Below are 19,736 nucleotides of genomic sequence, written 5' to 3'. Positions count from 1 at the left end.
TATACAAACAGCCTTTCTGTAACTGATCAGGACTTATGATATCGCCTTGAAGAAACTAGTCTCCGCTTATGGCCTTGAGGTCCTCTACAGGGCTGATGCAATTATTCGCGATTAGACCCACGACACTTCCTGAGGCACGTAAGAGCTCCGAATCTCTTCTAAATATGCCGCGCCATCCTCGTACTGTCTCTTAGCCATACGTTTGGTGTAGCCATGGTATGCCTTGGTAACCTCGGCAGGCTCCCCGTCCATGACCAGTTCGCCTTTTTGAATCCAGATGCATCGATTCGTCATCTCACGGATAGTTGGCAACGAGTGGCTAACCAAAAATACTGACCCGGCTTGTTCGCGAAGTTCGGTGATCCGTGCCGCGGTGCGCTCCCGAAACTGCGCATCACCGGTATTCAGCGCTTCGTCAATAATAAGAACCTCAGGGTCCATACTCGTAGCTATCGCGAACTGAAGTCTAGACGCCATACCGGAGGAGTATGCTTTCATCGGCAATCTGAGAGCACGGTCGTCCAAGCCTGATAATTCAATAACGGCCTCACGTTTTTCGTCGACTTGTTGACGCGTCATGCCCATAGCGAGGCAACCCAGCGTGATGTTGTCGTAACCAGAGATCTGGCGAACGAGAGCCGCATTGACACCAAGCATGATTGGCGTCGACGTTGCATATATTGCCCCTTGAGTCGGGGGTAAATGGCCTGTGAGTAGCTTCATGAGGGTGGATTTGCCGGAACCATTTGTTCCAATGACCCCAACTGACTCACCCGTTCGCACTACAAGCGAGAGAGGTTTTAGTGCTTCCACATGCTGTTCGGAAACTCCTGCTATTCCCTTGACCCGTTGTAACAGACCTCGTGGACCGCTACCTTGGCTAATGCTACGAATCGTGTAAGTGAGGGAAGCCTGATCCGCTACAACGGTTGCATCAGTAATGGCAGTTTTAATGGTCTGTGTTGTACTCATTAGCGCTCCCTTCCGTATTTTTCTTCGCCTTGCCAGAACATCAAAGTACCAATGATCAACAGGCCGACTGTCCAACCTCCGAGAATGAGCCAGCGCATGGGCTCAGGCCAAGTGTCATAGAGGAGAACATCGCGAGACATGTCGAGAACATTGAATAATGGATTAGCATTCATGAGACCAAGAATAAGCGGCATATCGGCGAAACGCTCTACGCTGTAAAACACTGCTGAGAGGTACATCCAAATTCGCACACCGAATGTGATGATATGTGTGAAATCGTTCCAGTCTGCAACAATCCGCGCGAGTACCAAACTCAAGCCCAAATTGAAAAAGAACTGCAGCGCGACAATGGGGATGAATACGAGCCATTTCCAAGTAATGGGCTCAAGCGGCGGAATGACCAGAATGAGTGCGAACATTGTGACGTACGTTGTTACGTTTCGCATCATTTCGCGTACGTTAATGGCAAGAGGAAGCGTCATTCGCGGGAAATTAAAGGCCGTGACCAGCGAACGATTCCCAGAGATGGCTTTCGATCCGGCGACGATCGTCGAAGAGGTGAACCGGTACATGAAGACACCGATGATCAAGTAGGCAACGAAGTTTTCAATACCTCGACTGGTGCCGAGCAACACGCCGAAGACTAAGAAATAGGCGGCGCCATTGAGGATGGGGTTGAGTACCATCCACACGCGGCCAAGGCTATCGTCAGAAGACTCGCCAGCAATTCGCGACTTCGAATCAAAAACAATGAAATGCCGGAATTCCCAAACTCGTTTGAGATATGTCCACAGGCCCTCGCGACGTCCTACCCGAGTGAATCCAGTACCGTCGACGCGCACTAGTCCGGTACCACCCTCACTAGACGGGTTTGGTGCATCCTCAGTCGCCATGTAGTTTCCTTTCAGTGACTACGAACAATAAGTTCGTAACCAAAAGCTCACGCTACGCTATCGACCTATAATACTTTCACAATTTTAGGTACGGCGGTAATCGCTGTGTCCATCGCTTAAGAACATGCGACTGGAATCGCGGCAGCTCGAAGAGTGTTCATTATCTCTTATCTACCCAGTGCCGTCACTGTTTGAGAGACTACACTAATGCAAGGATAAGGTAGAGAGCGTCCGGTTTCAGAACACCAGCCCAGAAGCACATACGTGAGTGCCCATACCTGAATAGAGGAGCACGTTGAAAAAGATAATGCCCGTATACGGCACGCGTCCTGAGGCCATCAAGATGGCGCCCATTATTAAAGCACTGGAAGCATCTGATGTTTTAGACCCAGTAGTTACAGTGACAGGTCAGCATCGCGAGATGTTGGATCAGGTCAATGAACTCTTCGGCATCACACCTGCTCATGACTTGAATATTCTCCAACCACGACAAACACTGAATGCTGTCATGGCCAAGACCCTGATGGGACTGGATACTATCCTGGACGAAGTCGCCCCAGACGCAGTTATTGTGCAGGGCGACACAACAACCTCCACGGCTGGTGCGATCGCTGCTTTCAACCGTGGCATTCCGGTCGTGCACGCCGAAGCTGGTCTTCGATCGTTCAATATTTTCTCTCCATTCCCTGAGGAAGCTAACCGGAAGCTCACAACACAGCTGGCTTCCCTGCATCTTGCGCCTACGTCGGTTTCTCGAGACAACCTGCTGCGCGAGACTGTTTCTGCTGATGATGTTTATGTCACAGGCAATACAGTCATCGATGCGCTCTACGACGTTGTTGATAAGAAAGTCCCCTTCGACGATGAGCGACTACGTGAGGTCGCCGCAGAAGTTGAAGCGGGCAAAAAACTCGTGCTGGTCACGACTCACCGTCGTGAAAACCAAGGAGACGCCATGCGCGGTGTAGGCCGTGCCTTGGCCCGCTTGGCAGATACGCACTCTGACGTTGTATTTGTCTTGCCTGCCCATAAGAACCCCGTGGTTCGTGAAGCAGTGCTCCCATATATTGACGGCAAATCTAACGTAGTCGTCACTGAGCCATTGGCTTACGGTCAGTTCACGCATCTCATTAGCTTGTCGAATGTAGTACTCACAGACTCCGGAGGCGTTCAAGAAGAAGCTCCGGGTCTAGGTAAACCTGTGTTGGTCATGCGCGAAAATACTGAACGCCCTGAGGCTGTTACTGCCGGAACTGTTCGGCTTATCGGTACCGACGAAGACCGCGTTTTTGATGAAGTCCATACCCTGTTGACTGATCCAGCAGCCTATGATGCGATGGCTGAAGCAGTTAACCCATATGGTGACGGTAAAGCAGGTGCCCGTACCGTTTCTGCCATTGAGCAATTGCTAGGTGTAGGCGAGCGTATGCCTGAATTTGATGATGGTCTAAACAACTAGACCCCTCTGCACTCGCGATCCTCCCATGTACCTTAAAACTCTGACAATTCGTGGCTTCAAATCCTTTGCATCAAAGACCACGTTTGAATTTGAACCTGGCGTTACATCCGTCATCGGACCAAACGGTTCGGGAAAATCAAACGTGGTCGATGCATTGGCATGGGTCATGGGGGAGCAGGGGGCAAAAAACCTGCGTGGTGGAAAGATGGAAGATGTCATCTTCGCAGGAACCACCGGAAGGGCACCGTTAGGCCGCGCCCAGGTTGAACTGACCATTGACAATTCCGACGGAACTCTGCCGATCGATTTCTCCGAAGTCACCATTAGCCGAACGCTCTTTCGATCCGGTGGATCCGAGTACCACATCAGTGGAGAACCCGCTCGCCTTCTCGATATCCAGGAACTGCTATCGGATTCTGGCCTTGGCCGCGAAATGCATGTCATCGTCGGGCAGGGACAGCTCGATCGCATTTTGCAAGCGACACCTGAAGAACGCCGTGGTTTCATTGAGGAAGCCGCCGGCATCCTCAAACATCGGCGAAGAAAAGAGCGTTCGGAGCGCAAGCTCGAATCAATGCGTGCCAACTTGGACCGGATTCGAGATCTCACGGAGGAAGTCCACCGCCAACTGGGGCCCCTATCTCGGCAGGCAAACACCGCCCGCAAAGCTCAGCGTATTCAACATGATGTCCGCGATGCTTCAGCCAGACTCTTAGCTGATGACGTTGTCACCGCATCGGCTCGGCTTCAAGACCTTATCGACTCCGATAATTCACTGGAACATCGGCATAAGGAACTCGCTCAGCAGCTTGTAGAGCGCGAGAAGCATAGCCAGGAACTCGCGGAACGAACGCAACAGACGACTCAGGCAGCTGCTAGTGCTCGTGATCATCGGTATCAACTCACCGCGCTAGCCGAACGGTTTCGTTCTCTGCAAGCATTGGCAAACGAACGCTTAAAAACAAGTTCTCGGCCAGCTGTTGCTTCGTCAGGGCTGTCTCCTGAAGAAGCCGAAACGCAGCTCAATGAAAACCAAGACGCGCTTGAGGCGAGTCGCCAGAAGCAACAAGCACTCAACTATTCGCTGAATGAAGCTGTGATAGCACGAGAACAAGCGGAGAAACAGGTTCGCGTGGCTCGCGAAACCTACACGCAATTGGTTCGTGAAGAAGCAGACCAGCAGAAATCATTCACCTTGGCCGAAAGCCGAAAAACCTCAGCTGAAACAAAACTGCAGTCGCTTGAAGCACAACTTGCACGGATCAACCAAGACGAAAGTCTAAACGCTGAGTCATTTGCTGACGCTGAACAGGAAATTGCATCACATAAGGAGAACTTGGCTGAGGTCGAGGCCGAGTTAAATCAGCAACGCGAGCAAGAGACAGCAGCTCGCGAACGGGAACAAGAAGCACGCCAGCAGGTCAAAACGGTTGAAGGTGTGGTCAACGAACTCCGAAATACGGAAAGTGCTGCCCGTGCTCGTGTTGAAGTGCTAGCTCAATCTTTGCAGCCTGCTCCAGGTTCCGCTAAAGCTTCTATCGCGAACATCGGTGGGCTGGATTTCTCCGAAATTCTTGACATCGAACCAGGATGGGAAAAAGCTATCGCAGCGCTCCTAGCAGGTTCCACTGAGTCTGTCTGGCTCGATACATGGGCCGCCGGATACGAGGCTGCTGAAAGGCTTCAAAACGAAGAAATTTCCGATGTCCGAATTTTCTTTGCTGATATCTCACAACAACCCGTCATCGATCTTGAGGTCGAGAGCGTTCTACCAATTTCAGACATTGTGAAACCGCGTGAGGGAAAGCAGACGAGCTTTCAATATCTCATGTCTTATTTCACCTCGTCAGTTGCTGTTGAGAGCCTTGAGGATGTCCAACACCTCTTGCAAGAACATGAGCTGTTTGAGACTCATCCCAATTTCCGTATTGCCACCAAACAAGGACACCTCATCACGAGGCACTGGCTAGAGGTTCGCGGTGATGGAAATACCACTTCGCTCGAACAGCGAGCTGCATATGATCGTGCAATTAAAGACGCTGATCAGATCGTGAAGAACCTCGAACTGGCACAACTCGAGGTACAAGGGGCAACACAGAATCATGAAGAGCTAAAACAGGCTCGCCAACAGCATGCCCCCGCCATCCAACAGCTGCAAACACAAGTGACAACGCTGCGGGAGCGTATCAAATTACAATCACGTGCCATCGATCAACAACGCATGGCTCAGAAGCGTAGTGCTCAACAGCAAGAAAAATTGGAGAAGGAGCTTGAAGGAGCTCGAAAATCCTACGAGCAAGCAGCCGAACAGTTCGATGCACTTCAGGCGGCAGCGACTCTGGCCGAAACAACATCTGGTGGAACAGAAGACGCGGCCGAAGCCCAGCAACAAGCGGAACGGCACGCTACCAAGACTCGCGCAGATGAGACTGAAGCCCGCTTAGCTTTGCGAACGGCTGAGAACCTGACTCAGCAAGCTGAACAACGGGTGGAGCAGTCTCGTCGACGATTGTCGTCTGCGAAAATCGCACACCAAGAGTATCAACGTGCGTTAGTACGGCAACGTCGTATGCAACATCGGCTCGGCGTTCTATTGACTGGCATTGACCGTGCTATTGAACATATTGAACAAAGTGTTCTCCGCGCCGAATCTGATCACGAAACACTCGAAGCTCAACGGGTTGAGATGGCTGCTCAGCTTGAAGAGAGTGAAAAAGCCATTGCAAGCTTGCGAAAAGAGCTCACTCAGTTACAAGAGAAGCTGCATGAGCGACGATTAGTTCGTCAGGAACATGAGATCAAGTTGGAGCAGCTTCGTGAACGTGCACTCACCGAGCTCGGCTATTCCCATGAGTATTTGATAAAGAACTTCGGCCCTGACCAGCCAGTCGATACTGGAGACGACGAGTCCACAGAGATTGTTCTTTATGATCGGCATGAGCAGCAGAAGCGCTTACGCACCGCCAAACGAAATCTCAGCGCATTAGGAAAAATCAATCCACTTGCGTTAGAAGAATATACTGCGGTTAAAGAGCGCCATGAGTACCTCACACAACAGCTGGAAGATCTGGAAGCATCGCGTAGAGATCTATTGAAAATTATCGAAGACGTGAATGACACAGTCCTGAAGGTCTTCACCTCGGCCTATGAGGATACAGCTGCTCAATTTGAACATGTCTTCGCCACACTCTTTCCGGGTGGTGAAGGTCGGCTTTCCTTGACTGAGCCGGACAATATGCTGGAAACAGGAATTGAAGTCGAAGCCAGGCCCGCCGGCAAGAAAGTGAAACGACTCTCCCTGCTCTCGGGTGGAGAACGATCACTGGCGGCTATCGCGATGCTTGTCTCAATTTTTAAGGCGCGACCATCCCCGTTCTACGTCATGGATGAGGTCGAAGCGGCCCTAGATGACACCAACCTGACGCGGTTACTAACGATCTTTAAAGAATTGCAAGTCGATTCGCAACTGATCATTATTACTCACCAGAAACGCACCATGGAGATTTCTGATGCGCTGTATGGCGTTTCTATGCGCGGGGACGGCGTCTCCCAGGTGATCAGTCAAAAGTTAGATCAGGTTTAATCGGCACCAGAATCAGATCGTCTCTCCGCCTGGGAGACTTTCTGCCTTGCTCCGGATTCTAGATCGCGCCCGATTGCTCGAGTGTTGGTTTCTGGCGCGAACACCCACAGGATGCAAGCAAGAGCAAGAATGACGCCTGTTATGCCGAACCCTAGTTCAAAGCCATAGACGTCTACGACCCCTCCGATGAACAACGGTCCGATGATTGCACCAACATCAGAGGCCATCTGGGCTGCTGACATCACAGAACCGGCTTTTCGTTCTTGCCCAACAAGATCAGCAATGGCTGCCTGCTGCGGTGCGTTGAGCATACCTGTCCCAGCCCCTGCAATCAGCGAGGCGAAGAAGAACAGGAATGGACTCGTCATGAACCCAAGTACCCCGGTGCCCAGCGCCGCCACAGCCAGTCCTAAGACAATAAGTGGTTTGCGTCCATACGTATCCGACAATCTGGATGAAAATGTTACTGCCACAACATTGCCCACAGCAAAGATGGATAGGGCTACGGCAGCGGTCTGAGCACCATCCAGAACAAAGCCTGTCCCAGTAAATGCTGATGCCGCAAAGAGCGGCATAATGGCGTTTCTAACACCAAAGGTGGCCCAACCGTTAGCAAAGAATGATCCGAGCGCGGCGCGATACGGGTGTTCTTTGACAGCGTCCGTGAAAGACCATGCCACGCGTTCATCGACTATCTTATGGCGCTCACCATTTTTGCGACGATGTAGTCCTAGATACACAACGAGTGACGCGATGAGCAGCGAACCACCGTAAATAAGGAATGGCGCACGAGGCCCCAAAGCTACAAGAAGCCCGCCGACGAGAGGTCCAGTAATGTTTCCGATGAGAAATGCAGAAGCGTAGGCACCGGATACTCGACCGCGGATTGTCGGCGGTGACTTTGCTGCCAGGAACGACATTGCGGACACAGTAAATAGAGTAGAGCCAAAACCACCCAGGCCTCGGAAGATCAAAAGCTGCGTATATGTCTGAGCGAAGGCAACAAGAAACATGGAAATGCCGACAATGGTTACACCGGTGATGTAGACACTTGATTCGCCAAACTTGATGGTTGCTCGGCCTGAGACTGGTGCGAGAATCAACCGCGCGAGACCGAAGATTGACACCACGGCTGATACTCCAAAGGCGCCGACGCCGAATGACTCGGCGTACTGGGGGAGGACTGGAGTGATAATGCCGAAGCCGATAGCGATGATGAAAGCCGCAGCAATAAGAATGCGGATCTCACCGGGGACTTTAATCTTTTCCATCGACGCAGACATATAGTTCATTATGACACGCAACAATTGGCGATTTGCGGCGGTTTGGTGTGCCCGTGGCATAACACGAACGTGGCACTGTGTGAAAAGTGTGCCAAACTATAACTTGTGGAACTTCTTCTTATTGCCTTTCTTGTACCTGTCCTGGTCGGCGCCGGCGCAGTTGTCGCACTCGACCGGCCCGTCGATGAACCCCAAGTCAAAGTACTCGAACCGCCAACACCTACCCCAGTAACGGCTCCAGCACCGGTTGAAGAACCAACAGTTGAAGAAGAAGCTGTTGTTGAACCGGAGGTTGAAGCCGAACCGGAACCAGAACCAGAGCCTGAGGTCATTGCCGAACCTGAGGTCGAGCTTGAAAAGCCCGCACCTGCAGCAGGACGCTTAGCCCGGCTACGCGCTCGTCTGGCAAAGTCGAATAACGTCTTTTCCAAAGGGTTGCTCGCATTACTTGCCCAGGATGACATTGACGAAGATGTTTGGGACGAGATTGAAGAAACTCTGCTGATGTCGGACTTGGGTGCGGACCCAGCTATGGAGCTGGTGGACCGCCTCAAGGAACGCGTCACTGTCGAAGGTACTCGTGACTCTGAAACTGTTCGGGCCATGCTTCGCGAAGAGCTTGTTGCCATGGTTGACCCCTCGATGGATCGCCGACTCACCGCAACTCGCAAGGACGATAAACCAGCTGTCATCATGGTTGTCGGAGTCAATGGTGTCGGCAAGACAACCACTGTGGGTAAGCTTGCCCGCGTACTGGTGGCTGAAGACCGCGAGGTTATTCTCGGTGCAGCAGATACTTTCCGTGCCGCAGCCGCAGAACAGTTGACCACCTGGGGCGAACGCGTAGGTGTTGAAACTGTGCGTTCTGAACAAGAAGGTGCTGATCCGGCATCCGTAGCTTTTTCTGCAGTCGAAACAGGCGTTGCACAAGAAGTAGACGTTGTACTCGTCGATACCGCAGGTCGTTTGCACTCCAAGGCGAACCTCATGGAGGAACTCGGCAAGGTCAAACGTGTGGCTGAGAAACAGGCGCCGGTTGATGAAGTCCTGCTGGTTATCGATGCCACTACAGGGCAGAATGGTCTGGCGCAGGCCAAAGTCTTTACTGAAGCAGTGAATGTCACGGGTATCGTCTTGACGAAAATGGACGGTACAGCCAAGGGCGGTATTGTCGTAGCAATCCAACGACAGCTCGGCGTACCGGTCAAGCTGATTGGTCTTGGAGAAGGTGCCGATGATCTGGCCCCGTTTGAAGCGGAGACCTTTGTCGATGCCCTAATTGCTAGCTAAAGATGCTTTGCTGCAAGATAAAACAGTTGCAGCAGGTGTGTACCTGGCGCTTTGACTTGATAAAGTGAGTCGCCAGGTACCATTTTTAATGCTCGACACATCTGATTCGAGCTGAGTCGACAACAAGGATAATCGCACGTGTTCAATACTTTGACGGAACGTCTGTCCTCTACCTTTAAGAATCTTCGTGGTAAAGGGCGACTGACACAAGCAGATATTGATGCAACTGCACGCGAGATTCGTCGCGCTTTGCTGGATGCTGACGTCGCGGTACCAGCGGTACGTGAATTCATTGCACACGTAAAAGAGCGTGCACTCGGTGAAGAAGTCTCTGAAGCTCTTAATCCGGGACAGCAGGTCGTTAAGATCGTCCAGAGTGAGCTTGAAGAGATTCTTGGTGGCGAGACTCGCAACATTCACCTTGCAAAAACTCCACCAACTGTCATTATGCTTGTCGGTCTCCAGGGGGCAGGTAAGACCACCCTGGCTGGAAAACTTTCCAAACACCTCAAACAACAAGGCCATACGCCTCTGCTAGTTGCAGCTGACTTACAGCGACCAAATGCTGTCAAACAGTTGGAGGTCAACGGTGAGCGTGCCGGAGTACCCGTATTTGCACCACACCCAGGTGTTTCTTCCGAACATGAAGATCCCACCGGCAACCCAGTAGAGGTAGCAAAAGCTGGTGTTGAGGAAGCCAAAGTTCGCCAGCACGACATCGTCCTTATCGACACCGCGGGCCGGTTGGGTGTCGATCAAGAACTCATGCAGCAGGCCTCTGACATCAGAGCTGCAACCAATCCTGATGAAGTCTTGTTCGTTATCGATGCGATGATTGGGCAAGACGCTGTAGCTACGGCGCAGGCATTCAACGAAGGTGTCGGCTTTACCGGTGTAGTCCTATCCAAGATGGACGGTGACGCTCGCGGTGGTGCCGCGCTGTCGGTCAAATACATCACGGGCAAACCCATCATGTTTGCCTCGACAGGTGAAGGCCTCGACGACTTTGAGGTCTTCCACCCCGACCGGATGGCCTCTCGCATCCTCGACATGGGCGATGTGCTATCGCTCATCGAACAGGCCGAGCGGACAATCGACAAATCTCAGGCCGAGAAAATGGCTCAGAAATTTGCCGATCAGGAAGACTTCACACTTGAAGACTTCCTGGAGCAGATGCAGCAGCTCAAGAAAATGGGCTCTATGAAGAAGATGCTCATGATGATGCCCGGTGCACAGGGGATGCGCCAGCAGCTAGACCAGTTTGACGATTCACAGGTGAATCGCATTGAGGCCATCATTCGCTCCATGACGCCATATGAGCGCAATGTACCTAAAATTATCAACGGGTCCCGCCGTGCCCGCATTGCTGCTGGTTCCGGTGTTCACGTTTCAGAAGTCAACACGCTCCTTGAACGCTTCCGCGAAGCTCAAAAGATGATGAAGCGTATGGCAGCTGGTGGGGGAATGCCCGGCATGCCAGGAATGCCTGGAGGAGCCGGAGGACGCCGACCCGCTCGCAAAGGTAAGGGCAAGGGCAAGAACCGTAAGCAACAGCGCTTCGGAAACCCAGCTCGCGCAGAACAAGAAGCTCGTAAAGAGCAGGAACGGTTAGCTCAGAAGGCCAGTCAAGAAATTGGATCTGCCTTCGGTGCTGGTGCTGATGCCCAGAATTTCGATCCATCAGATCTTAATCTGCCGAAGGGTTTCGAAAAATATCTCAAGTAGAGCGTTTAGAATTAGCTCTGCTAAGCTCACATAGCCTGTCCGCCAATAGCGTCTGAATCGACTAAGTGAGCACAACGTTAGTTATGCAATCACGTTGCAAAATTTGTTGCGTGTGAAAAGTATTGGTTTGGAGTAAACCACGTGAAAGATCTCGTAGTCATTGGTCAAGGATATGTTGGACTGCCCTTATCTCGTGCAGCGAGTAACGCAGGGTTCAATGTCACAGGTTTGGACGTCAGCCAGCGAATCGTAGATGATCTCAATGCAGGAAAATCACACGTAGAAGATATTCCAGCCGCCGATCTTCGCCAGATGCTCGATAACGGTTATCAAGCCACAACGGATAACACTGTGATCCAAAATGCAGACGTCGTCGTTATCTGTGTACCCACGCCACTCGGTGATGCTGGCCGGCCTGATCTGCAAGCCGTAGAATCTGCAACCAAAGCTACTGCTGAAAATCTTCGCCGCCAAACCTTAGTGGTTCTCGAATCCACCACCTATCCGGGCACTACCGAAGAACTGTTGCTTCCAGCTCTGGAAGCCAACAACAGGAAATTGGATCAAGACTTCTATCTTGCATTTTCTCCAGAACGTATTGACCCGGGCAACCAGACTTACCGGTTAGAAAACACTCCTAAAGTCGTCGGTGGCGTATCATCGGAATCCGGTGATCTAGCTGTCGAGTTTTATAGCAAATTCATCGAAGAAGTTGTCAAAGTTAAGGGCGCGAAAGAAGCAGAAACCGCCAAGCTGCTTGAAAATACCTACCGTCACATCAACATCGGTCTCGTAAATGAGATGGCCAAGTTTAGTCATGAGCTCGGTATTGATATCTGGGAAGTCATTAAGGCTGCCAAAACTAAGCCATTTGGCTTCCAGGCTTTCTACCCTGGGCCGGGTGTTGGCGGACACTGTATTCCAATCGACCCCAGCTACTTGAATTACTCGGTGCGAAAAGCTCTCGGACACCCGTTCCGCTTCGTCGATTTGGCTGAAGACATTAACAACTCAATGCCGAACTATGTAGTTCAACGTGTTCAAGACTTACTGAACCAACATCAGAAATCTCTTAATGGGTCGAAAGTCCTGCTGCTGGGAGTGAGCTACAAAGCGAATATTGCAGATCAACGACACTCACCCGCTATCCCAGTTGGACACGGCCTTGCTGACAAGGGCGCAGTGCTTTCATATCACGATGCAAACGTCCCAAGCTGGTCGCTCAACGGTTCGACATTCGAATCAGCTGAGAACCTTGACCAAGCAGTACAGGAAGCAGATATTGTCATCCTGCTCCAAGCGCACAAAGAATACGACCTGACCGATATCGCTTCAAAAGCGAAGCTGCTTTTCGATACTCGTGGTGTGGCTGACAGCGAAGAAGCACACGTTCTGTAAATAACCGACGTGTCAATTGGATAATAGTAGCCGTAATCTGCAATAATAGTCCGGTACTGATCCGCCGGTCAGATTACCCTCTATTCTCTGCTCGGTGTGTCCGTTCGTGATGTATTCGTAGAACCTGCCCCCAGGTCTTTCGAAAAGATCACAAAATATTATGAAACAGGAGCAACCACAAAAGTGGCCGTAAGAATCCGTTTAAAGCGTTTTGGTAAAATCCGTTCCCCACACTACCGTGTTGTCGTTGCAGACCAGCGCGCCAAGCGCGATGGTGCTGTCATCGAAGAGATCGGTATCTACCACCCTACGAAAGATCCATCGGTCATTGAGATCGATACTGATCGCGCACAATACTGGCTTGGCGTAGGCGCTCAGCCATCCAAGCAGGTAACCGCTCTGCTCAAACTGACTGGCGACTGGCAGAAATTTAAAGGCGAAGAATACGACGACTCGACTCTGAAGCAACAAGCTGAAAAAGAAGCTTTCGTTGCCCCAGATAAAGGTTCCGTAGTTCTTCCAGAAGTCACCAAGCCTAAGGCTGAGGAGGCAGCGGCAGAAGAACCAGCTGCAGAAGAAGATAAGACTGAAGAGGCAGCTGAATAGTGTCCATGTTGCAAGAAGCGTTGGAACACCTAGTACGCGGGATCGTTGACTATCCCGAGGACGTACAGGTCGATCTTCGCAACAACAGACGCGGAGAAATGCTGAGTGTTCATGTCCACCCTGATGACCTCGGCCGAGTGATTGGTCGTAAAGGGCGCACTGCAAACGCGCTTCGTGCTGTCATAGAGGGATTAGCTGGATACTCTGTACGCGTCGATGTCGTAGATACAGACCGACGCCGCTAGTAAATCACTGAGATAGGCCATCTAACCTGAAGTATATTGGTTAGATGGCCTATTTTTTATGCCAGACGGCTGACAGTCGAACCAGAAAACTGATTATAGTAATGGAGTGCCGGGAGTGACCTCGAGTCGTAGCCAACGCTTAAAGTCGTGGATTAATAGATGGCGCAGGCGTGAGATAGCGCAGGGGGCAACCGCGACAGAAAGACTCCCAGCGCCGTTCATAGAGCTAGAGAATCCTGCAGAGAATTACTATAGGTACCTGTGCCAGACCAATCTCTCTGTGTTTTATCGTTTCGCTCTGCAGACACGTTCAATTGAGATCAGAGATTTCTTCGCGAAGAGCGCATCGGACCACGCGTTGGATCTGTCAGATTTACTCGCAGTAATTGAGAACGAGGTTGTTGATCAGGGGTTTGACGCTCGGCGTGAGTTTCTCGCAAAAACATTCGATAGCGCTATACTACTTACACTCGCGGATCTGATTGCTAACACAGCACGGGACGAGCTGGACACTTTTTCGGCTGTCAAGATTTATGACTTTGTTTTTGCGCTTCATGATGGCGACGAATTTAGTGATCAAAATAAGCTTCAGTATGTCGAAGCGCTCAATGAACTGGAGTTCTATGATCAAGCGAGGGAGCTAGCAAAAGGTTTCGACTTAAATGATCTGGCTCCATTTCAACAAGATCTATTAGAGCTCCACCGAATTCGACGTACAGCAAAGAGTCCACTCACATGGCTTGAAAAACTCAATGAGTTTTATTCTCAACTGGGTATGTCGCAAGTCAGCCTTCTTGATAATGAATCCCTCTCTCTATTGGACCGCTTGACGGCTGCGGGCTCCAGACAAATCACAGGGCCCAAGATCTCCGTGATCATGCCAACGTTCTCCCCAGGACCGGGCATACGGACAGCAATACGTAGTCTTTTAGATCAATCATGGATGAATTTTGAAGTCATCGTCGTTAACGATTCATCGCCAGCAGAATATCGATCAATTTTTGATGAACTAGAGAGAATCGATACTCGTATTCGTATAGTGCACCAGAATGAGAATACTGGCGCGTATGTGGCTCGTAACGCTGGCTTGGCGATGGCTACCGGAGATTTCATCACGACGCACGACGATGATGATTGGTCTCACCCAGACAAACTCGCTATGCAAATCCAAGTGATGCTCGAGGATAATGAGGTTGTTGCCACTACCTCTGCGCATATACGTACAACTGCAGAAGCTGACTTTCGTCGGATAAATATGCGGGCTCAGTTCATGCAGATGAACTATTCATCACTGATGTTTCGCAGATCGGTTGTGGAGGAGATCGGCCCGTGGGATACGGTCAATCGCGGGGGAGATTCAGAATTCTACACGCGGCTTATTGAGTACTACGGAAATGATCGTGTCACTAATCTGAATGATCAGCCTCTTTCATTTAGCCGCATATGGGAGGGGTCGCTCACATCAGGCGAAATGTCTCGTGGTTATTTTTCCTATTCTCGCCTGCTGTACCGATGGTCATTTCGTCAGTGGCATTGGAGCGCTGGGAAGTCCGGCCAGAAGGCCATCAGGACGGCCGGAGATGAACGTCCTTATGCTGTGCCGACAACTTTCGAGGCTGGTCAACGCAATCGGTCGTTGGGTCAATTCGACGTTATCTATGTGACTGATTTCTTTAGACAAGCGAAGTATGTTGACCGAGCGCTCGAAGAAATCGCGACACTTAGTGAAGTCGGTCTGCGCGTCGGATATATGCACCTATATTCTCCTGAAACGAGCACACCAGCTGGGATCCCCCCGAGACTTTTTGAATTACAGGTCGAAGGTAAGGTGACACAGGTTGGTAACGAAGATCAGGCAAACACTGAATTACTAGTACTACACGATCTTGCAATTGGGATGTTTCTTGATCAACTTAATTCTAAAGTCGAACCCAAGCGCAGTGTGGTTGTCGATCACATGCAGCCTATTTTATCCGGAAGCGAGCTAAGGACTCCTGTAATTTACGCAATGGCTCTCAAGAACCTTGACAGGTTTTTCAATACGCGCTTCGAACTAACGGGTGGGAGCAAAGAAAAGTATCTTGAACTTCAGAATCGTGTACAACACTTCCGACTACTCTCAGATAACCTAATCTGGCATACTCACATAGCTGGTGAGCCAGAAGAAATAATATTACCTGAAAGAAAGCCAATAGTAGGCTTTCACTCATATGGGAATCAGTATCGTTGGCCGAACAATGCCAAGTCTTTTAGGAGCATTTATTCATCTGAAAGTTTCTCGACTAAACTCTTCGGGCAGCTAGAACCAGCATTCAAGAAATTCGGGAATGAAAGTTTTGCAGAAATCGAGGTTGTAACCCCGGACGACCTTAGTGAAGCTGAGTTCCTTAAAAGCATTGATTTTTGGGTCTACTTTCCGCACTATCGCTTAGAAGATCAAGTATGGGAGCCGGTCCTTACTGCTATGCAGGCAGGTAAGGTTGTAATTCTTCCTAAGAGGTTAGAGCGGCTTTATGGCGGAGCCGCGGTTTACGCGGACGTGGAGGACCTTAGTGGAACAATCAGTCGCATGTCGAACAACACAGAAATGTATAGGAAGCAAGCTCAAGCAGGGCAGACCTTCGTGAAGCAATGTTTCACGCGTGGCGTTTTTCTGAATAGAATACATGAATTAATGTAATCTTCTATGCTCTTGCCTTTCCTACTGGTACAGGCATCAGTTCTATTCTAAGTACATTCACTTGCACTCCTCGATGCATCAAAGTATCGTTGTTTTTTTGATAAAGAGCGGTTTTGACTTGCAGGATAGCGATATTGGGTGTTCCAGCGGTGAGCAGAGCTTCGGTGTCCCGAGGCTTTCGATAACTCTGTCAATTGAGGTAATAAATGAGTCAAGAATATGGTTGGTTGCGCCGTCAAAGGATCAAACTCTGGCATTTGCGTAAGGGAAATCTAAAAGGGTATCGGAACAAACAGGCGGCACTAAAAGCCGGGGTGGGATCTGCAGAGACTACGACACATCCTGTATTTCCTGTTCCGACTACGATCCAGGACATCGAAGTGCCCGTGCTAGCGACGCTCGTGGTAACGCCTGCTCATATGCCTCATTTGAAAGATGCGTTAGATTCGATCTACTGGCAAGTTGAAACTATATATGTTTATCTAATTGGCTTTACTTCAGTCCCAAACATCCTCAAGCGACCCCACATACAGATCATCAGATCAGAAGTAGATTCCGCTCTCTTATCTGAGGGCTGTTCTTTCCTATTGCCTCGGGTAGATGAAGGGATCGTCTTTCCAATCAACGGGTGGATTTGTTATCCGCCGGATTATGTATCGAAGATGCTAACCCAGCTAAAAAGTACCGAGTTCAAAAGTGTAGTTGGTGCTGAAGGTTTATTCTTACCGAGGTATCCCAAAGACGCCATAGATGGGCATTCATTCTCTCTCACAAGTAAGGTAAAGTTCCTTACTTTCGCTTCAATGCTACATTCAGCCACGATGGCATTCGATGTTTCCATTCTGCCGAAAAGCTTTTCGCAATCACATGCAATTGTCTCCGACGCTACTTTTGCTTCATTTCTTAAGAGCAATAATATTGTTTGTTTTGTGGTACCTCATGGAAGTCATTGGCTCACATCTTTGCTGGCTGATGAGGAACACTCCAAGCATTATTCAGACCTTGGCCCTGAAACACGCGAAATCCGAGAAGCAGCCCCCTGGGGAGAAGAAGATGCACTACGGCGACTGGAATCATTTCCAAACCATGAGATATTGGACGCATCTCTAGTTCAAGCCTTAGGCGTCCTTCGACAGGCTGAAGGTTCTAGAGCTGAAGCCCTGCATCAATACGATGAAAAACGCCTCGCAAGTATCCTCCGTTGGTTGGATATCTACGCTGATCCCGCCACCCGCGAGGGCATCATTCTTGAATTACTTCGTAGCAATGTGACTCCCATGTTGGGTCGACAGCTATTGACCAGATTATGGAAGTTGAACAAAGCGGCTGCAATCAGCTTTTCGCGTGTTTTTATTCAAGAGAAAGTAGATACTTCGGAAGCAATCCGTCTGCACGCCAATTTCTGTGCAGGTCTTTATTATTCTGTCGAAGCTGATAAATACTACTTACATGCGATACGAGTTAGTGGAGCGCTGGGTGACGGGAAAACGACTGATATCTTGTTCGAATATTTTCTTTTTCTCACACGGAATCATAAATACGAACGGGCAGCCGTCATTGGATCTTCTTTGAAAATAAGTCATTCGGAAGATGCATTTTTTCAAGCTTGCATGGTACTCATTTGCTTAAACGACACAGACCAGAAAGAAAATCTAGGGGCCGGCAAGTGGCTTACAGCGTTGTTCAGCAATGAAGACACCGTAAACCGTAGCGCGGCTGTCAATAGACTAGTGAGAGCCTTGGCAGAGACTGCACCACTTTATACTTCGCGTGTGACGCCTCTTGTAGAGACTGCTGACCTTCAATTGAGCCTTATCCAGGTTGAACTTCTCGTTTCTCTTCTCAAAATCGTGACCGTCGTGAACGACGAGAGTGGAGCTCAATTAATTTGGGACGCCATCAATAACTCGCACAAGAGTTATCTAGCTGATCATCCCGAGATAGTGAGTTATTTCAAGACAAATTGGCTTAGAGCCAAGTCTGAGCCTCGGGATTATGAAGGGCATCACCGTGTTTTGTCGACTGTCGGCGAACATGAACCGCGAAATGATGATCCCTTGGTTAGCGTCATTCTAACGGCTTACAATTCCGAAGATACGATCAGTATGGCAATGCAGTCCATTCTTAATCAGTCTTATCGAAACTTTGAACTTATCGTTGTGGATGATTACAGCACTGACGGCACCGCTCTCATTGCAGAAACCTGGGCCCGAAAACACACAAGACTAAAAGTCATTCGTAATTCGGAGAACATGGGTCCCTACAGGTCGCGTAACATCGCGCTTCAGAGCGCTAGTGGTGCTTTTATCGCCATTCAGGACGCTGATGATGTCTCATTGCCGGATCGTCTTAGGGTTCAGGTGGATAGTTTGGATACTCGTACGCAAGCTGTGATTGGACAGCACATCCGGGTTTCTCACGATGGAGCTATTCAACTTGAAAATGACGGCTCTATTCTAGGGCACGGACCAGTATCGTTACTGGTCAGAAGTAGCGCCGTAGAAGAGATCGGTGCATTCGCCGAGGTGCGTACCCGAGGCGACAAAGAATTTGAAAGCCGCATGGAACATTATTACGGTTCAACGGGTCTAAAAAGGATCTGTAAGGTTCTGGTACATGCTTTAGATGACACTAAGACGAATTCCAAGACACAGACCGCCACTGATGATAAAAAACGTGAGTTATTACTTTTCAAAGAGAATTACCTGAGAAAACATGCACAATGGATTTTTAAAAGTGCTTAGATGAGATCGAGGTTTTATTTGTTCCGTTATATTTATTCATAGCAGGTGGTAGCGGGACCGCAGGTACGATCCTGCTGACCTTAGGCGGCTTGAGATGCATTAGACACCAGGCCATCGGGCCTAAACTCCGGAAGTGTGACGGTAACTTGGTTTTTCGGACCCTAATCGTCGCTGAATACTGAGCGAGATTCGGTAACAAGCGCATTATTCCGACTATCCGAGTGGATTCCTGCCTTGCCTCGGCCTCGAAATCCTATGTGGGCGCGGTGAAGACAAAGGCCTGCTGCACGAATAGGTGACATTCGATCTGGCGAGCTGACTGCTGGTCTGGAAGGATGAACCTATGCCCACCCCGTTTCCCAAAGAGTTCCGCGACGACGTTGTCGAAGTTGCGCTGAATCGTGATGCCGGTGTCACACTGGCTCAAATCGCTCAAGACTTTGGCATCCATGTCGGCACCCTGGACAAATGGATGCGCCAAGCCCGCACCGCATCTGGGGAACAACCAGACGTGGCCAAGTCAGAGCACGACGAGCTGAAGGAATTGCGGAAACGCAACCGCTTACTGGAACAAGAAAACGAAGTCCTGCGACGTGCCGCAGCGTATTTATCGCAGGCCAATCTGCCGGGAAAAGGCTCTACCGCTCGTAAGACAGCTGGCCACCGAAGGAACCCCCGTGGTGGTCTCGTGTCGGGTGCTCAAGCTTGCTCGTCAACCGTATTACCGCTGGTGTGTTTTGTCAATTAGAAGTCGGCCATTAAAGCGATAAGAATCCGGCCACTTTGGCAGGGTTTCCTGCCAAAGTGGCGATAAGGGGTTATTTCATTAGGGCGTTTTTGACGCGGTAGGACTCGCCG

13 protein-coding genes are annotated in these 19,736 nt (G+C 50.1%); 10 read left to right on the top strand and 3 right to left on the bottom strand.

What is annotated here, in order from left to right:
- Positions 1-111: 111 nt before the first annotated feature.
- Together A6F49_RS16445 and A6F49_RS16440 are read right to left on the bottom strand one after the other, a co-directional pair.
- The gene (locus A6F49_RS16445) at positions 112-972 is read right to left on the bottom strand and encodes an ABC transporter ATP-binding protein (RefSeq protein WP_043055757.1); all 861 of its coding nucleotides are present in this window, start codon (positions 970-972) and stop codon (positions 112-114) included.
- Positions 972-1,865: an ABC transporter permease gene (locus A6F49_RS16440; RefSeq protein ID WP_043055756.1), complete on the bottom strand. Its 894-nt coding sequence runs from the start codon at positions 1,863-1,865 to the stop codon at positions 972-974. The genes A6F49_RS16445 and A6F49_RS16440 overlap by 1 nt, the downstream gene beginning before the upstream one ends.
- Positions 1,866-2,160: 295 nt before the next feature.
- Here A6F49_RS16440 and wecB point away from each other — a divergent pair, with 295 nt between their 5' ends.
- Together wecB and smc are read left to right on the top strand one after the other, a co-directional pair.
- Entirely contained in the window at positions 2,161-3,324 is a 1,164-nt protein-coding gene (gene wecB / locus A6F49_RS16435; RefSeq protein ID WP_043055755.1) for a non-hydrolyzing UDP-N-acetylglucosamine 2-epimerase, read from the top strand.
- 25 nt (positions 3,325-3,349) lie between these two features.
- Positions 3,350-6,907 carry a chromosome segregation protein SMC gene (gene smc, locus A6F49_RS16430; protein WP_043055754.1) on the top strand — a complete coding sequence of 1,186 codons (3,558 nt, stop codon included), beginning with the start codon at positions 3,350-3,352 and terminating at the stop codon, positions 6,905-6,907.
- Here smc and A6F49_RS16425 read toward each other — a convergent pair.
- Positions 6,904-8,190 carry an MFS transporter gene (locus A6F49_RS16425; RefSeq protein ID WP_067605887.1) on the bottom strand — a complete coding sequence of 429 codons (1,287 nt, stop codon included), beginning with the start codon at positions 8,188-8,190 and terminating at the stop codon, positions 6,904-6,906. The two genes, smc and A6F49_RS16425, sit on opposite strands and share 4 nt — an antisense overlap.
- 105 nt (positions 8,191-8,295) lie before the next feature.
- On the opposite strand from A6F49_RS16425, the gene ftsY reads away from it, so the two are divergent.
- The 8 genes from ftsY (at position 8,296) to A6F49_RS18315 (ending at position 19,626) form a co-directional block, all read left to right on the top strand.
- On the top strand, positions 8,296-9,480 hold the full coding sequence (gene ftsY / locus A6F49_RS16420; protein WP_082911876.1) for a signal recognition particle-docking protein FtsY: 1,185 nt from the start codon (positions 8,296-8,298) through the stop codon (positions 9,478-9,480).
- Positions 9,481-9,618: 138 nt separating this feature from the next.
- Positions 9,619-11,205, top strand: a complete 1,587-nt coding sequence (ffh, locus tag A6F49_RS16415) for a signal recognition particle protein (protein ID WP_043055753.1) — start codon at positions 9,619-9,621, stop codon at positions 11,203-11,205.
- Between the two features lie 141 nt (positions 11,206-11,346).
- Positions 11,347-12,603: a nucleotide sugar dehydrogenase gene (locus tag A6F49_RS16410; RefSeq protein ID WP_043055752.1), complete on the top strand. Its 1,257-nt coding sequence runs from the start codon at positions 11,347-11,349 to the stop codon at positions 12,601-12,603.
- 183 nt (positions 12,604-12,786) lie between these two features.
- Positions 12,787-13,209 (top strand): 30S ribosomal protein S16, encoded by a 423-nt coding sequence (rpsP, locus tag A6F49_RS16405; RefSeq protein WP_043055751.1) that lies wholly within the window; start codon positions 12,787-12,789, stop codon positions 13,207-13,209.
- A gap of 5 nt (positions 13,210-13,214) precedes the next feature.
- Positions 13,215-13,454 carry an RNA-binding protein gene (locus A6F49_RS16400; protein ID WP_043055781.1) on the top strand — a complete coding sequence of 80 codons (240 nt, stop codon included), beginning with the start codon at positions 13,215-13,217 and terminating at the stop codon, positions 13,452-13,454.
- 280 nt (positions 13,455-13,734) lie between these two features.
- Complete coding sequence (locus A6F49_RS16395) at positions 13,735-16,134, top strand: glycosyltransferase family 2 protein (protein ID WP_150119566.1); 2,400 nt, start codon at positions 13,735-13,737, stop codon at positions 16,132-16,134.
- A 206-nt stretch (positions 16,135-16,340) separates the two neighbouring features.
- Positions 16,341-18,878, top strand: coding sequence for a glycosyltransferase family 2 protein (locus A6F49_RS16390; protein WP_043055749.1), 2,538 nt, complete (start codon positions 16,341-16,343; stop codon positions 18,876-18,878).
- Positions 18,879-19,221: 343 nt separating this feature from the next.
- Entirely contained in the window at positions 19,222-19,626 is a 405-nt protein-coding gene (locus A6F49_RS18315; protein ID WP_150119565.1) for a transposase, read from the top strand.
- Positions 19,627-19,736 lie beyond the last annotated feature (110 nt).

Source organism: Enteractinococcus helveticum (genome assembly GCF_001657475.1).
In the GTDB taxonomy this organism is placed as follows: domain Bacteria; phylum Actinomycetota; class Actinomycetes; order Actinomycetales; family Micrococcaceae; genus Yaniella; species Yaniella helvetica.
Note: the sequence above shows the minus strand (reverse complement) of the source record. Positions and strands in the feature narration are given on the sequence as shown.

Coding starts and splice junctions, on each gene's coding strand:
- A6F49_RS16445 (WP_043055757.1), bottom strand. CDS start 972: ATGAGTACAACACAGACCATTAAAACTGCCATTACTGATGCAACCGTT.
- A6F49_RS16440 (WP_043055756.1), bottom strand. CDS start 1,865: ATGGCGACTGAGGATGCACCAAACCCGTCTAGTGAGGGTGGTACCGGA.
- smc (WP_043055754.1), top strand. CDS start 3,350: ATGTACCTTAAAACTCTGACAATTCGTGGCTTCAAATCCTTTGCATCA.
- A6F49_RS16425 (WP_067605887.1), bottom strand. CDS start 8,190: ATGTCTGCGTCGATGGAAAAGATTAAAGTCCCCGGTGAGATCCGCATT.
- A6F49_RS16400 (WP_043055781.1), top strand. CDS start 13,215: ATGTTGCAAGAAGCGTTGGAACACCTAGTACGCGGGATCGTTGACTAT.
- A6F49_RS16390 (WP_043055749.1), top strand. CDS start 16,341: ATGAGTCAAGAATATGGTTGGTTGCGCCGTCAAAGGATCAAACTCTGG.
- A6F49_RS18315 (WP_150119565.1), top strand. CDS start 19,222: ATGCCCACCCCGTTTCCCAAAGAGTTCCGCGACGACGTTGTCGAAGTT.